We start from the raw sequence: 14,998 nt of genomic DNA, 5'->3' as shown, positions 1-14,998 counted from the left end.
TTTTTCCACTTCCAAATCAAAAATGCGCGAAGGCGAGCCGTAGACAGTATAAAAATAATTCGACAAGGGAAGCCGACAAAGTCAGTTTTGATTTAGAAATGGAATTTTCTGTTTATCGATATTTTATGTCATAAAATATCATACTGAAGACTGAATCTACGTTTTTGTTCTTCTTTATAAACGCTTCTCTGTAACTGAATTCCTCTGTACCTACTTTCCTATTTATAGGAAAAAAACATAAATCTTTATATTGATGTAAACCCATTGGCACCCGCTGCGTTAATAGAAGTGTTACTCATTCCCAACTTCAAATTATGTCAAATAATTCCAATTTGGATAGCAGTAGTAAAAAAGATCTAAAAATTCTTGAAATCCGCCATTTAAATGGGCCCAATATCTGGACCTACTATCCGGTACTTGAAGCAATTGTCGATATTGGTGAACTTGAGGATTTTCCATCCGATACCATTCCTGGTTTTTATGAGCGCTTATCTTTGTGGCTGCCAACCCTGATTGAGCATCGCTGCAGCTATGAAGAACGTGGCGGCTTTTTGCGTCGTGTCAAAGAAGGTACATGGCCTTGCCATATTCTTGAGCATGTGACGCTCGAACTGCAAAACCTTGCAGGTATGCGCGGTGGATTTGGCAGGGCGCGCGAAACTTCGACCAGAGGCGTCTACAAAGTCGTTGTGAGTGCCTGGCATGCAGAGATTACACGGAAGGCTTTATTCTTGGCTCGGGAGCTCATTCTGGCAGCGATGGGATTTGATCCTCATCAGCAATCTTATGATGTGAAAGGGGCTATTGAGCATTTGCGCGACATGGTCGATTCGTTATGGCTTGGTCCTTCAACCGCTTGTATTGTAGATGCAGCGGTAGCCCGTAATATTCCAGCGATGCGATTACTTTCCAAAGGAAACCTCGTTCAATTGGGACATGGTGCGCACAGTCGGCATATTTGGACGGCTGAAACAGATCGGACATCTGCTATTGCTGAAAGCATTTCCCGTGACAAAGATCTGACCAAAACATTGCTCCGTTCCTGTGGCGTACCTGTTCCGGAAGGACGTATGGTGACCAGTCAAGAAGATGCATGGCAAGCGGCTATAGAGATAGGCTTGCCGGTAGTGGTCAAACCATGTGATGGTAATCATGGGCGAGGCGTGTTTATTGAGTTAAGCAGGCGTGAACAAATCGAATCCGCTTTTTCCATTGCATTAGAAGAAGGAACTGACGTACTGGTCGAACGCTACATTCCGGGGACTGAGCATCGTTTACTCATTGTCAGTGGGCAACTCGTAGCAGCGACGCGGGGTGACTCGGTATCGGTCATCGGTGATGGTGTCTCTACTATAATTGACTTAATTAAAAAGCAGATTAACTCGGATCCACGGCGAGGAACTTCTGAAGACCATCCTCTCAACATTATCCGTCTGGATAGTGCAGCCAGGATGGAGATTGCTCATCAAGGCTATACTCCTGATTCTGTTGTGCCAGTGGGAGTCAAAGTACTGATTCAACGCAATGGTAATCATGCTTTTGATGTAACGGATGACGTTCATCCAAGCATTGCCAAAATGGCATCCTTAGCAGCGCGTGTGGTGGGGCTGGATATTGCTGGTATCGATCTGGTAGTCAGTGATATCTCATGCCCACTGGAAGAACAAGGCGGTGCAATTGTTGAAGTAAATGCTGGTCCTAGCCTGCTCATGCATATCAAACCTGCTGTAGGGAAATCCCGACCCGTTGGTCAGGCGATTGTAGATCATCTTTTCCCGCATCAAGACCATGGTCGAGTTCCTATTGTTGGCATTACCGGCAGTTATGGTAAAACCACAGTTGCTCATCTGATTGCCCGATTACTTACGCTTTCAGGTAAGCGTACAGGGTTAGCATGCAGCAACGGACTTTATCTCGATCATAAGCAAATTGATAAAAGTGATTGTGCCAACTGGCACGCAGCTAATCGCACATTAATGAATCGTACTGTTGAAGCGGCAGTTTTTGAGAACGGCTTGGATACTATTCTGCAAGAAGGATTGGCTTACGATAGCTGTCAGGTAGGTGTCGTGACCAATGTTGAGCCGACTTTATATTATGGCCGGCATGGCATTGAAACCTCTAAACAAGTTTTTACTGTGCTGCGTACCCAGGTTGATGTCGTGTCACCGACCGCGGCTGCGATTGGCGATGTTCTGAAAGAGGTGGTCTTGCCGACAGGAGTGGCAGTTCTTAATGCAAAAGATCCTATGCTGATCGAAATGTCGGAATTATGCCATGGTGAAGTCATTTACTTCAGCTGTGATCCAGAGTTACCGGTTGTCAACTTACATCGCCAGCAAGGGACAGGTCCTACCCAGGGTAAACGAGCTGTCATTGTTCGTAATGGAAGAATTGTATTGGCTAATGGATCGGATGAGACGTCATTAATCAAACTGGCTGAGTTGCAGCCTGCTGTGGGTGATCGCGCAGTGAGAGAAATAGAGTATGTATTAGCTGCAGTAGGCGCTGCCTGGGCATTGGGTATTTCGCTTGGGCTTATTCGGCTGGGCATTGAAACATTCGGATTCGGCCAAGAAAAGAGTAAAACTGAATATCAGGATTTTCTAGAAAAACAAGAAATTTAAGGAAATTTACTATGAAAGTGATCCAAATCCGTGCATTGCGCGGTCCCAATCTGTGGAGTAAGCATACCTCTATTGAAGCAACAGTTGTTTTTAGCGAGAACGCATATACTATCGACAGAATCCCGGGTTTTGAAACCCGCTTGCGTGAACGCTTTCCTGAAATTGCACTGCTCCTGCCCGCCGATCGTTATAAAATAGCGACTGTGGCCCATGTTCTTGAATTTGCTGCACTTGGTTTGCAAGTACAAGCAGGTTGTCCAGTTACATTCAGTCAGACTACTCAGACATCAGAAGCCAATACTTTCCGGATTATTGTGGAATACAGTGAAGAAGCAGTGGGAAGACTTGCTTTTGAGCTGTCTTTAGAATTTTGTCACGCTGCAATAGAAAATTTACCCTTTGATTTATCCAAAGCGTTACTCCGCTTACACGCGCTTTATGAGGATATCCGTCTCGGACCAAGCACTGGCGCTATTGTGCGATCAGCTGTCGCGCGTGGTATTCCATACCGTCGCTTGACAAACGGAAGCTTGGTACAGTTTGGCTGGGGAAGCAAGCAGCGGCGTATTCAAGCTTCTGAAAGTGATTCAATCAGTGCGGTTGCCGAATCTATTGTGCAGGATAAGGAACTAACCAAAGCGCTCTTGCTTGCGGCGGGAATTCCTGTTCCTGTGGGGCGGCCAGTCATCGATGCTGAGGATGCATGGGCTGCTGCCTGCGAAATTGGTGCGCCAGTGGTGGTTAAACCACAGGATGGCAATCAGGGTAAAGGTGTAACCGCTAATCTCGTTGATCATGAACAGGTCAAAGCAGCTTATGTGAAAGCTACGGAAATTAGTGACAATGTGCTGGTTGAACGCTATGTGACCGGGCATGATTATCGTTTGCTGGTTGTGGGCAAAAAGCTGGTGGCTGCTGCGAGACGTGATCCTCCGCAAGTAGTAGGGGATGGCGTTCATAGCATTTATCAATTAGTGGAGCAAATCAATCGTGATCCACTGCGCAGTGAAGGTCACGCAAATCTACTGACTAAAATCCATCTGGATGAGATTTCACTGACGCACCTTGCTAGCCAAGGACTGGCAGCAGAATCTATTCCAGCTAAAGGCATGCGGGTTGTGTTGCGCAATAATGCCAATTTGTCCACAGGTGGTACGGCAACTGATGTCACGGACGATGTTCATCCTGAAATTGCAGCCAACGCGGTTGCTGCTGCACAAATGGTGGGACTAGATATTTGCGGAATTGATTTGATTTGCGAGAGCATCATGCGACCATTGGAGGAGCAAGGCGGTGCCATTATTGAAGTCAATGCAGCTCCTGGTTTGCGTATGCACTTGCAGCCTTTATATGGTAAGGGACGTCCAGTAGGAGCGGCAATTATCGATAATATGTTCGCGCAAGGTGATGATGCGCGTATTCCGGTTATTGCAGTAACAGGCACTAACGGCAAAACGACAACGGTGCGCTTGATAGCCAATATTTTGGAAAATAACCAGTTGCGTGTTGGTATGACGTGTACGGATGGAGTCTTCATCAATGGGCAAAGTATCGATACCGGGGACTGCAGTGGACCGAAAAGTGCCAGAAATGTTCTGTTCCATCCTGATGTCGATGCTGCCGTGCTAGAAACCGCGCGGGGGGGCATGTTACGTGAAGGGTTAGGTTTTGATTATTGCCAGGTGGCTGTCGTAACCAATATCGGCCGGGGTGATCATCTCGGCCTGGCTAATATCAATACCATCGATGAATTAGCAGCCGTTAAACGCCTTGTCGTAGAGAACGTCTTACCTGAGAAAGGTATCGCTGTGCTCAATGCAGATGATCCTCATATTGTCAAAATGGCTGCTCATTGCCCGGGTACTGTTATGTTCTTTTCTCGAGATAGCCATAATCCAGTGATATTATCGCAACGTGCACAACGTAAACGCGTCATTTATCTTGAGGATCATTTTATTGTTGCATCAGAAGCAGAAGTTGAGCAAAAGATACCTCTGAGTGAAATTCCCCTTACCAAGAATGGTCTCATCAGTTTTCAGGTTGAAAATGCTATGGCAGCGATTGCCGTCGGATGGGCACTGGGACTGGAATGGGCTGTTATTCGTGCCGGTTTAACTGATTTCATCAGTGATACGCAAACTGCTCCAGGGAGATTTAACCTTTTCAATTACCGGAATGCTACATTGATTGCAGATTATGGGCACAATCCAGATGCGATGGAAGCGCTGGCAAGTGCGATTGATAGTATACCCGCGAAAAGGCGGATGGTCGTCATCAGCGCTGCGGGTGACCGCCGTGACGAAGATATTCGGTTACAGACCCAGATTCTAGGAGAAGTGTTTGATGAAGTGGTGCTTTATCAAGACAAATGCCAACGTGGACGTGACGATGGTGAAGTACTAGGATTGTTACGAGCAGGGTTGGAGAATGCCAAGCGTGTGCGTAAAGTGAGCGAAATACATGGGGAGTTCAAAGCGATCGATACGGCGCTGACCAATCTGCAAGCAGGCGAACTTTGCCTCATCCTGGTTGATCAGGTGGAACAAGCACTTGGGCACATCCATGAGCGGATAGCTGACGCCTGCTAAAGTAAATGGTTAAATAATGGAATAATTTGCTTTCAAGCTGGCACTTATAGATTATTGCACCATTTTTTATGGAATTGCAATATTGTAGAATTGTTTTGTCCTTTAATTAATAGGATGCGGTGGGATTTAGTCCAAAACTAGAAGGGAACCGATATTTTTTGTTTCTCAGAACAAAATACAGCTTGTATTGTCGGATCATTTTAAAGTAAGAAGCAGCTATATAAAAATGAATGGCGATCTCTTGCTTGGATAGCAGAAGGACTATTATTCATTTATTTTAACGGGGGTTTGCTTTGATTAAGCAATCAATACAATCAATTACTGCGGTTTGCCTTTTAGTTGTGATATTTTATGCAAGCACAGCTATGGGTCATGGGAGAGTTGCGATGGCAGAAGATCCCTGTGCGCGTCATGTAGGGGGAAATATGGTGCACTTAAGTGCATACCAGCCACAATATGACCAAAAGGAGCAATACTGTACAGAGATTCCGATAGCAGGAGATACTTACTTTGTGGTGGATCTGGTCGATCAGCCGTTGCGGGGTATGCCTGTGAGTTTAAAAATTTTTCGTGGCGATGATAATGAGGGTGAGACCGTTGCCCAGGTAATGGCTGATTATCATCCTGATGGTGTGATCAGCGGAATAGGTAAGCTGGATAAAGGGCTCTATTCAGTAGTGGTGACAGCAGAAGGTATCCCGCCTTTGCAATACGCTTATCAACTTCGCGTGGATATGATCGATTATGGGAAGGTAGCCCGTGCCTGGGCAGGTCCTCTCATAGCAGTGCTATTCTTATCGTGGCTAATGTATCGACTGATACAATCAGGACGCTGGCGCCAATGGCTTGGTTCTCGTAATCAATAGATAAAGATAATCACGTCATAAACCAGATTAAAGGTACTTTAAGAGAGTTAATTGCCTCCGTTAACCGGAGGCTTTTTTATGTCGTCCCAAGTTGAGATCAAACACTCATTGCACGATTGATACCTGAATTGAGCTAGCTTCATCTTCTCAACATCCTAATGCCATGTTTGATTTTGACTTCGTTTACCAGCATCTGCCCCGATAGTGTATTAATAAATCTCGATATTGACCTTTGCCGGCACTGAATTGAGCACCACATCAATTTACAGTTGAAAATTTAGTTAATTCTTTTAATTTCATTTCCAAGTCAAAAATGACGCAAAAGTGAGCCGCAGACAGTATCAATAATACGGCAAGGTGAAGCCGACCAAGTGATTTTTGATTTAGAAATGAAATAATCATAAAATCCCGACATAGTGGATTGGTTGTGACTACCGCTCAGCCAATCCATGCCACCGACTGTGAGGTGGTTGACTCAATTTCAGTGAAACACCGATTGAAATATAGCATGTCCCCTATAAATTGATTATAATTTACAGATGACCTATCCGATATTATTTCGCCGTAAAGTATTATCCGTTCGTGAGAAGGAGAACCTCTCAATCGCGCAAGTGGCCAAGCGTTTTGGTGTAGGGGTCGCCAGCGTGATGCGTTGGATCAAAACTCCCGATCCCAAGACCACCCGCAACAAACCTGCCACCAGGATCAACATGGAAATGCTGGCGCAGGACATCAAGAATTATCCGGACGCGTATCAGTACGAGCGCGCCAAACGGTTGGGTGTCAGCAAGCAAGGCATTAATCATGCTTTAAAGCGTCTGAGTGTGACTTATAAAAAAAAGCCTGTGTCACCCCAAAGCCAGCGAAGAAGAGCGGCGTATCTTCCAGCAAAAAATTGAAGACTATGAGCGAGCAGGCCGCGTTATCGTCTACCTTGATGAAAGCGGCTTTGCGCACGACATGCCACGCACGCATGGCTATGCGCCAGTGGGTGAGCGCGTCCATAGCGTAAAAGACTGGCATGCACGAGGTCGAACCAATGTGATTGGCGCTCTCATCGGAAAGACGCTGCTGACCATAAGTCTGTTCATCGCCAATATCACCGCTGACATTTTCTATGCGTGGATAACGCAGGACCTGTTGCCTAAACTTTTGCCCGCTTGCGTGATTGTCATGGACAACGCAACCTTTCATAAACGGCAGGATATCCAAACCGCCATTGCCAATGCCGGGCATACACTTGAATACCTACCGCCTTATTCCCCTGACTTAAATGACATTGAACCCAAATGGGCTCAGGCCAAAGCCATCAGAAAAAAGGAAGGTTGTTCCATCGAGCAGCTCTTTGCCGCTTATGAAATTTAAATCATTTTATATGGGATCTGCTATATCAATTGTTGCTATCCTTGGGCCAGCTGAATCGGTGCTTTATCGTATGGCTGGTATCTTTTCGGCTGTGGATATTCTCTGGCAGAGTTTGATAAGAACTGAGACTGAGCCACAGCAGAAGCTATTTCACGCGCAGGTGGTGGTGCCTTTATAAGAACCTTTTATATATGGTAACGGCAACCGTTACACCTGATGCATCACTTAGTAATGATCCCAAGCCAAATATTCAGTATTGCCTAAGTTGTGGCCTAGCTCAGATGAAATATTCAAAATGCTATTCTGAGATCATGGACTGGATTGGAATCCAGTATCGCCATGGTGTAATGATCAATGTACTTTACCGGGTCAACTTTTGTTGAGCCAATAAGTCAATGGTCCCGCATCAAGCTGACTCCCTTTGACGCCGGGGTGTGGGTAGGCTATGGCTGTTAAAAAGATCAGGCACAAGATGAACTGTTAGCTGGATCGCATTCTGAATGAGAAGACATTCACGGAGTGCCCACATCCGTAGTTATAATGATGGTAACTGGAGACTTTTATCCCAAAAATCAGGAGGTCATAATGAATAACTATATTATGTGGTTTGACCAGTTGAGTAAGGATGATCTTGGCATTGTGGGTGGTAAGAATGCCTCATTAGGCGAGATGATCAGCCACCTTAGCAAAGCAGGGGTCAATGTCCCGAATGGTTTTGCCACCACCACGCACGCCTATCGTGATTTTCTGGCAAGTAATGGCCTCACTGAGCGCATTAAGCAATTACTGGATAAACTGGATGTCAGTGATATCAACGCGCTGACCACTACAGGCAAAACGATTCGTAATTGGTTACTGGCTGCCACATTGCCCGATGCTTTGCTGCAAGCAATAACTCAGGCCTATCAGCAATTGGTGGCTGATAGCGATGATGCTATTTCCTTTGCCGTACGTTCGTCAGCAACGGCTGAAGATTTGGCTGATGCCTCATTTGCAGGGCAACAGGAAACTTTGTTGAATGTGCATGGCCTCGATCAAATTTTTGCGGCGATCAAAATTGTGTTTGCATCGTTATATAACGATCGCGCTATCGCTTATCGCGTTCACCATAAATTTCAGCATGATAAGGTACATCTGTCCGCAGGAATTCAGAAAATGGTGCGTAGCGACCTGGGCGCGAGTGGTGTGATATTTACACTGGACACCGAATCAGGGTTTCGGGATGTGATTTTCCTCACGGCAACTTATGGTTTAGGAGAAACCATTGTGCAGGGAAAGGTCAATCCGGATGAATTTTATGTTTATAAGCGAGGGTTGGAGGCAGGCCGTGCGTCCGTTCTTTCGCGACGTTTAGGGGCTAAGGCCATTGAAATGATTTATGATGAAAAAGGTGAGCAGGGCGCATCCACGCTGATACGTGATGTTGAAGTCAAGCGCCGCCAGCTTTTCTGCTTGTCTGATGCGCAAGTGGAAGCACTGGCACAGCAGGCGTTACTCATTGAGAAGCATTATGGCCGTCCAATGGATATTGAATGGGCGCTGGATGGACTCGATAAGCAGCTTTATATTGTCCAGGCTCGCCCAGAAACGGTTGAAAGCCGAAAGAGCCTCACAGTAGAGCATTTCAAATTAAGTGAGCAAGGAAAGGTATTGACTGAAGGCCGCGCCATCGGGCAAAAAATAGGACAGGGGGTGGCGCGTCTGATCATGCATACTGACCAGATGCAACACCTTCAAACAGGAGAGGTGCTGGTTACCGATATGACTGATCCGGATTGGGAACCAATCATGAAACGGGCAGCCGCTATTGTTACCAATCGTGGAGGGCGCACGTGTCACGCTGCGATTGTGGCACGCGAACTAGGGATTCCGGCAGTGGTGGGTTGTGGCGATGCTACGACACAAATCAAGGATGGAGTGGAAACCACTATTTCCTGCTCTGAAGGAGATACCGGTTATGTTTATGAAGGATTACTCAAGTTTGAGCACACGACTGCCGATATCGGCAAACTGCCCGATCTACCCGTTAAAATCATGATGAATGTCGGTAACCCATCCCATGCATTTTCCTTTTCCCGTTTGCCCAATCAAGGGGTTGGGTTGGCGCGACTGGAATTTATCATTAATAATATGATCGGCATCCATCCGAAAGCATTGCTGGAGTTTGAGCAATTACCGCAGGAATTGAAAGATGAGATTGGGCAACGTATAACCGGTTATGCTGATCCCGTCAGCTTTTATGTGGATAAACTGGTGGAAGGGGTTGCTACTTTGGCCGCAGCCTTTCATCCCCACCCTGTGATCGTGCGCACGTCCGACTTTAAATCCAATGAGTACGCCAATCTGCTCGGTGGGGAACGTTATGAACCATGCGAAGAGAATCCCATGATTGGTTTTCGTGGAGCATCACGCTACCTGGCAAACGCGTTTCGTGATTGTTTTGAGCTGGAATGCCGGGCGCTGCGTAAGATACGCGATGAGATGGGGCTGACTAATGTTGAGGTCATGATCCCGTTTTGCCGTACTGTGGAAGAAGCCCGGCAAGTTACGGAACTGCTTGCCTCGCACGGGCTGGCGCGTGGCCAGAATGGTTTACGTTTGATTATGATGTGTGAGATTCCTTCCAACGCGGTGCTGGCAGAAGAGTTTTTGCAATATTTTGACGGCTTTTCCATTGGTTCAAATGATATGACTCAGTTGGCGCTGGGCATCGATCGTGATTCCAGTCTGGTATCCCACTTATTCGATGAGCGCAACGCGGCCGTTAAAAAGATTCTGAAGATGGCGATCGACGCTTGTCGCGAACAAGGTAAATATATCGGTATCTGTGGTCAGGCGCCGTCTGATTATCCTGATTTTGCAGTTTGGCTGGTTGAGCAGGGGATTGGGAGTTTATCGCTGAATCCCGATACCGTTGTGGATACCTGGCTGCATCTCGCCAAGTTGAACAAATAGTGAACAAACAGAAGCGTACTGTCTTCTATTTGTCGGATCGTACCGGCATCACTGCGGAAACGCTTGGGCACAGCTTATTGACCCAGTTTGACGGGATTGAATGGAAAAAAATCAACGTTCCCTTTCTGGATAATATGGCAAAAGCCCGGACTTTGGTGGAACGAATTAATCGTGCTGCCGAATCTGATGGCCATCGACCATTAGTTTTTAGTACCTTGCTTAGAGAGGATATCCTGGAAGTGATCCAACAGGCAAACTGCCGAGTGTATGATTTTTTTGAAACATTTATTAGCTCAATCGAGCAAGAACTTCAGCAACTCTCTGCCCGAATGGTTGGACGCGCTCATGGTCTTCAGCAATCTCTGTCCTATTTCAAGCGGATTTCAGCGCTCAATTACGCGTTGGCGCACGATGATGGCGTTAATCCAAAAAATTTTACCGAAGCAGACATTATTCTGGTGGGTGTTTCCCGCACCGGTAAAACCCCTACCTGTCTTTATCTAGCATTACAATACGGTATTGTTGCCGCAAATTATCCGTTCACGCAGGAAGATATGTCTGCTAACCAACTTCCCAAAGTACTTGAATCTGTCAGAAACAAGCTCTTTGGCTTGACACTCAACGTGGCACAATTGCATTTTATTCGCCAAGAACGTCGCCCTCAAAGTCAGTATGCATCGCTCGCCCAGTGTCAACTTGAAATTAAATGACAGGAATCCTTGTTTCAACTATTTCATATTCCCTACCTGGATACAACGCACATTTCTATTGAAGAAATTAGCACCAATATCCTTGAGCGCAGTGGTTTGAAAAGACAGCTGTATGGTTAGAACGAGCGTTTTCTTAACCTTCTCGTTGGGTAAAATTAGGTTCGTCACCATTTGTGTGCTTGCCAACCCGAAACTCTCGCAGGGCACGTGCGCAGGCTAGCGTGTATAGTAGCAAGCAAGCCGCTATTCCTTTATTTCCTGCCTCTTTCGCCTGCGTGGCTAACCTCAACCACAATTCCGGCGGCTCTGGCGGTGGATCGGGAATTTGCTTGAAAGAGTCAGTAAAGCCTGAATCATCCATTTTAGCAAAGGCAGTTAGGTACTTGTTGCTCCAATCTTTCCACTCCGTGTCATTCGATACTGCTGCACTCGAAATCTCCGCATGCAAGGCTGCTGTCCATTCGGTTTCGGCAAATCCTTGTGCGTTATTTCGTAATTTTTCCTTAATTGGTCTCAATTGAGCGATCACAAAAGGCGGGATGTGATTACGAAGAAGCATCGCGAAATTTTGGGCGGATGCATCATTATGTATTTGCTTCCCACCTGGTTTTATATTCCTGTATTTCTTCCGATTCATAGCAAACTCTACTCGGTAATGTTCAACACGCTCTAGCAACAAGTTGAAAAGGGATTAGTCATTGTATAGCATATCCCCAATAAATTGATTGTAATTTATGGATGACTTATCCGATATCATTTCGCCGTAAAGTATGATCTGTTCGCAAGAAGGAGAACCTTTCAATTGCGCAAGTGGCGCAGCGTTTTTGTGTAGGGGTAGCCAGCGTGATGCGCTGGATCAAAACTCCGGATCCCAGGACAACTCGTAACAAGCCTGCAACCAAGATCGACATGGAGATGTTGGCGCAAGACGTCAAGAATTATCCAGACGCGTATCAGTACGAGCGCGCCAAACGGTTTGGCGTCAGTACTCAAGGCATCAATCACGCTTTAAAGCGTCTGGATGTGACTTATAAAAAAAAGCCTGCGTCATCCAAAGGCCAGCGAAGAAGAGCGGCGTATCTTCCAGAAAAAAATTGAAGGCTATGAGCGCGAAGGTCGCGTCATCGTTTACCTTGATGAAAGCGGCTTTGCGCATGACATGCCGTGTACGCATGGCTATGCGCCTGTGGGTGAACGCTGTCATGGTGTAAAAGACTGGCATGCAACAGGTGGCACCAATGTGATCGGCGCTCTGATCAAAGGAGCGCTCCTGACCATGGACCTGTTTACCACTAATATCAACGCTGACATCTTCTATGCGTAGGTGACGCAGAACCTTATGCCCAAGCTCCTGTCCGCTTGCGTGATTGTCATGGACAACGCGACCTTCCACAAACGGCAGGATATCAAAATCACCATTGCCAATGCCGGGCATACGCTTGAATATCTCCCCCGTTTTATTCACAAGAGCAAGAACTCAATCACTTTCCTATTATTTATCCTTTAGCAATAAAAATGAAAAGATTGCAATCGCATCTCAAGCAGATAAATACATAATAAGGGAACTGTCAGAAAATGATATTGTCCCATAATTTGTACATGTATTTTTGGAGGAGCTTGCTTCACACAAAACGATACTGTATTAATTCCAAAATACCTGTTGGCAGTTAAATTGACAGCCATAAGATAATTAAAAATTATCTCGGTACTCACAAAATTAATATCCCTTTCATCAGTGTTAACACAAGTTAGGTTGCGGTATTCATGAAACCTCCTTGAGGGAAAATGTCACTAACAGTTTAAAGGTATGATTGGGCATTATCTGTACGGTATCACACATTATCCTGAAAACTTTTTAGGATAATTCTACTGACGGTGATTGAGTTGAATTGTCAGCACCCGTTACGCTTGGCAGAGACTTGATAGCCTATTGACAACTTGAAGATCAGAATGCTCTGCGTTACAGGACAGAGCTGAGTTTAATTCATAATCAAGGCCCTTAGTTTTCTACTAATTTAATAAGTTTATTAGAGCTATAGCACCTTACTTTATTGGGAGGAGTAGAAATTATGATTAACATACCAAGCCCCCGACAAAACCAACTGCTCAATGCTTTACCCTCAACCGAATATGAACGTCTTCTACCTCATCTAGAGCTGGCCCAGATGAGCTGTGGTGATATTCTTTATGAACCAGGAGAAAAGTTGCATTTCGTCTATTTCCCTACGGATTGCATCGTATCGCAGCTTCACGCCATGAAAGACGGAGGGTCTTCAGAAACCGCCATTATCGGCAATGAGGGTGCAATCGGGATTACGTTATTCATGGGCGGCGGAACCATGACTAATCGAGCTTTAGTGCAGAGTGCGGGTTACGCCTATCGGATACGGCAACCTTTGTTTATGCAGGAATTTAACCGCCATGATGCGCTACTTCATTTATTGTTGCGCTACACCCAGGCACTCATTGCTCAAATGGCTCAAACTGCAGTTTGTAATCGGCATCATTCGGTAGGCCAGCAACTTTGCCGGAGGCTGCTGCTCAGCATTGACCGGCTTCATTCAAACGAGTTAACCATGACTCAGGAATTGATTGCCAATATGCTAGGTGTACGCCGTGAAGGGATTACAGAGGCTGCTGGAAAATTGCAGCAAGCAGGATTGATTAATTACAACCGTGGGCACATTAAGGTACTGGATCGATCGGGGCTGGAAGCACGAGTCTGTGAATGTTACCATGTAGTCAAGGATGAATTCGATCGCCTCCTGCCCTTGAGTAACCATGACTCAGGAAATGATTGCCTATATGCTGGGTTCGCCTATATGCCGGGTAGGCGTAGTGAAGGTATTACAGAGACTGCTGGAAAATTGTAGTGAGCCGGATTGATTGATTACAGCCGCGGGCACATCAAAGTATTGGATCGCTCGGGGCTGGAAGCGTAAATCTGTGAATGTTGCCATGTAATCAAGAATAAATTCGATCGCCTCCTGCCCCTGAATATGTTCTGGATTTTAATATGAGAGAGGTATTTAATCTTTAAATTTCTCTTTCACTTTGGCGGCGCCCTCTCGCACAGCATTCCTTAATGAATCCCAAGCATTTTCTATACCTTCCTTAAGCTCCTCCCAAGCGTCCTCACCTGCTCCTCCGAGCTCTTTCAGCTTGGCTTTCGCATTATCAATATGTTGTTCAAGTTCTTGAGTGCGTTGATCATATTGCATACGGATCTGGGCATCGGCTGCAGAACTCTTCGCTTCGGCTTTCAAGTCCTTCAATTTAGCTTCTGCTTGTTCTATCTCGGCTTCTAGCTTTTGTTTGTATGCATCTAGCTCGCTCATAATGTCTCTCCTTTATCATATAAAGTTAGGATTGATTCTTTAAGCTTCACGATCACTTCACTACAATTAATAACACAACAACTCCTGCTATGACTGCCCATACTGGTCCGATGAAGTAGCAGACCTAACAGGACAGGAGGCTGCCAATAATGGCGCTAACGATTTCAATATTAATGTTACTCAACAGGCCAATTAAACTTCTCTTTCACTAGAGCAGCCATTTTTAATATATTCCAAGCAATTTCTATCCTGTGTTTAAGGTTCCCCAAGCATACCCATGAGCGATACCTTCGAACGCATATCTAGCATTTCAATTTTGGTGACAAAGCTAAAAACTGTCTGTGCGGTGCCGCACATAATGGAAAATATACTGTGCTTTCAATATTTTAAAGAGAGAGCCTGCCTAGCAGCTCGTGTGGCTCGTGTAGGGCGTAATAGCGAAGCGTATTGCGCCGAATGTTAAACCTTTCATGACGGCACAATACGGTTCGCCTATTGCACCCTACGGTGCTGTCAGTCGGGTTGTTAAAAAAAAATAGAAAAAAGTTA

The 14,998-nt window shown here is 45.7% G+C and carries 14 protein-coding genes; 12 read left to right on the top strand and 2 right to left on the bottom strand.

Translation table 11 applies throughout. The features are described from left to right. The first annotated feature begins 314 nt into the window (after positions 1 to 314). From AAW31_RS15160 to AAW31_RS15125, 8 genes are all read left to right on the top strand, one after another. Positions 315 to 2,627, top strand: coding sequence for a cyanophycin synthetase (locus tag AAW31_RS15160; RefSeq protein ID WP_046850873.1), 2,313 nt, complete (start codon positions 315 to 317; stop codon positions 2,625 to 2,627). An 11-nt stretch (positions 2,628 to 2,638) separates the two neighbouring features. Further along, on the top strand, positions 2,639 to 5,215 hold the full coding sequence (gene cphA, locus AAW31_RS15155) for a cyanophycin synthetase (protein WP_046850872.1): 2,577 nt from the start codon (positions 2,639 to 2,641) through the stop codon (positions 5,213 to 5,215). Positions 5,216 to 5,580: 365 nt separating this feature from the next. After that, positions 5,581 to 6,081: a hypothetical protein gene (locus AAW31_RS15150; RefSeq protein WP_235264396.1), complete on the top strand. Its 501-nt coding sequence runs from the start codon at positions 5,581 to 5,583 to the stop codon at positions 6,079 to 6,081. A gap of 539 nt (positions 6,082 to 6,620) precedes the next feature. Continuing rightward, on the top strand, positions 6,621 to 6,980 hold the full coding sequence (locus AAW31_RS15145; RefSeq protein ID WP_046850870.1) for an IS630 transposase-related protein: 360 nt from the start codon (positions 6,621 to 6,623) through the stop codon (positions 6,978 to 6,980). Then, positions 6,913 to 7,446: an IS630 family transposase gene (locus AAW31_RS15140; protein WP_309567624.1), complete on the top strand. Its 534-nt coding sequence runs from the start codon at positions 6,913 to 6,915 to the stop codon at positions 7,444 to 7,446. The genes AAW31_RS15145 and AAW31_RS15140 overlap by 68 nt, the downstream gene beginning before the upstream one ends. After that, positions 7,436 to 7,624 (top strand): hypothetical protein, encoded by a 189-nt coding sequence (locus tag AAW31_RS15135; RefSeq protein ID WP_046850868.1) that lies wholly within the window; start codon positions 7,436 to 7,438, stop codon positions 7,622 to 7,624. The genes AAW31_RS15140 and AAW31_RS15135 overlap by 11 nt, the downstream gene beginning before the upstream one ends. A gap of 407 nt (positions 7,625 to 8,031) precedes the next feature. Then, the gene (ppsA, locus tag AAW31_RS15130; RefSeq protein WP_046851846.1) at positions 8,032 to 10,401 is read left to right on the top strand and encodes a phosphoenolpyruvate synthase; all 2,370 of its coding nucleotides are present in this window, start codon (positions 8,032 to 8,034) and stop codon (positions 10,399 to 10,401) included. Next, positions 10,401 to 11,111, top strand: a complete 711-nt coding sequence (locus tag AAW31_RS15125) for a pyruvate, water dikinase regulatory protein (RefSeq protein ID WP_235264395.1) — start codon at positions 10,401 to 10,403, stop codon at positions 11,109 to 11,111. Before ppsA ends, AAW31_RS15125 begins: the two co-directional genes overlap by 1 nt. 133 nt (positions 11,112 to 11,244) lie before the next feature. On the opposite strand, the gene AAW31_RS15120 is transcribed toward AAW31_RS15125, so the two are convergent. Beyond that, positions 11,245 to 11,748 carry a hypothetical protein gene (locus AAW31_RS15120; protein ID WP_046850867.1) on the bottom strand — a complete coding sequence of 168 codons (504 nt, stop codon included), beginning with the start codon at positions 11,746 to 11,748 and terminating at the stop codon, positions 11,245 to 11,247. A gap of 173 nt (positions 11,749 to 11,921) precedes the next feature. Between AAW31_RS15120 and AAW31_RS20150 the strand changes: the two genes are divergently transcribed. The 4 genes from AAW31_RS20150 (at position 11,922) to AAW31_RS15110 (ending at position 13,984) form a co-directional block, all read left to right on the top strand. Then, complete coding sequence (locus AAW31_RS20150; RefSeq protein ID WP_200899647.1) at positions 11,922 to 12,209, top strand: IS630 transposase-related protein; 288 nt, start codon at positions 11,922 to 11,924, stop codon at positions 12,207 to 12,209. After that, complete coding sequence (locus AAW31_RS23255; RefSeq protein ID WP_327136313.1) at positions 12,142 to 12,435, top strand: transposase; 294 nt, start codon at positions 12,142 to 12,144, stop codon at positions 12,433 to 12,435. The genes AAW31_RS20150 and AAW31_RS23255 overlap by 68 nt, the downstream gene beginning before the upstream one ends. 15 nt (positions 12,436 to 12,450) lie before the next feature. After that, positions 12,451 to 12,618: a hypothetical protein gene (locus AAW31_RS21475; protein ID WP_158441557.1), complete on the top strand. Its 168-nt coding sequence runs from the start codon at positions 12,451 to 12,453 to the stop codon at positions 12,616 to 12,618. 562 nt (positions 12,619 to 13,180) lie between these two features. Next, entirely contained in the window at positions 13,181 to 13,984 is an 804-nt protein-coding gene (locus AAW31_RS15110; protein WP_082110486.1) for a Crp/Fnr family transcriptional regulator, read from the top strand. A 156-nt stretch (positions 13,985 to 14,140) separates the two neighbouring features. On the opposite strand, the gene AAW31_RS15105 is transcribed toward AAW31_RS15110, so the two are convergent. Then, positions 14,141 to 14,449 (bottom strand): sll1863 family stress response protein, encoded by a 309-nt coding sequence (locus AAW31_RS15105; RefSeq protein ID WP_046850865.1) that lies wholly within the window; start codon positions 14,447 to 14,449, stop codon positions 14,141 to 14,143. Between the last annotated feature and the right edge of the window lie 549 nt (positions 14,450 to 14,998).

Origin of the sequence: Nitrosomonas communis (assembly GCF_001007935.1) — a bacterium.
Taxonomy (GTDB): domain Bacteria; phylum Pseudomonadota; class Gammaproteobacteria; order Burkholderiales; family Nitrosomonadaceae; genus Nitrosomonas; species Nitrosomonas communis.
The sequence above is the reverse complement of the archived record's forward strand: the minus strand, read 5'-3'. Positions and strand labels throughout refer to the sequence as shown.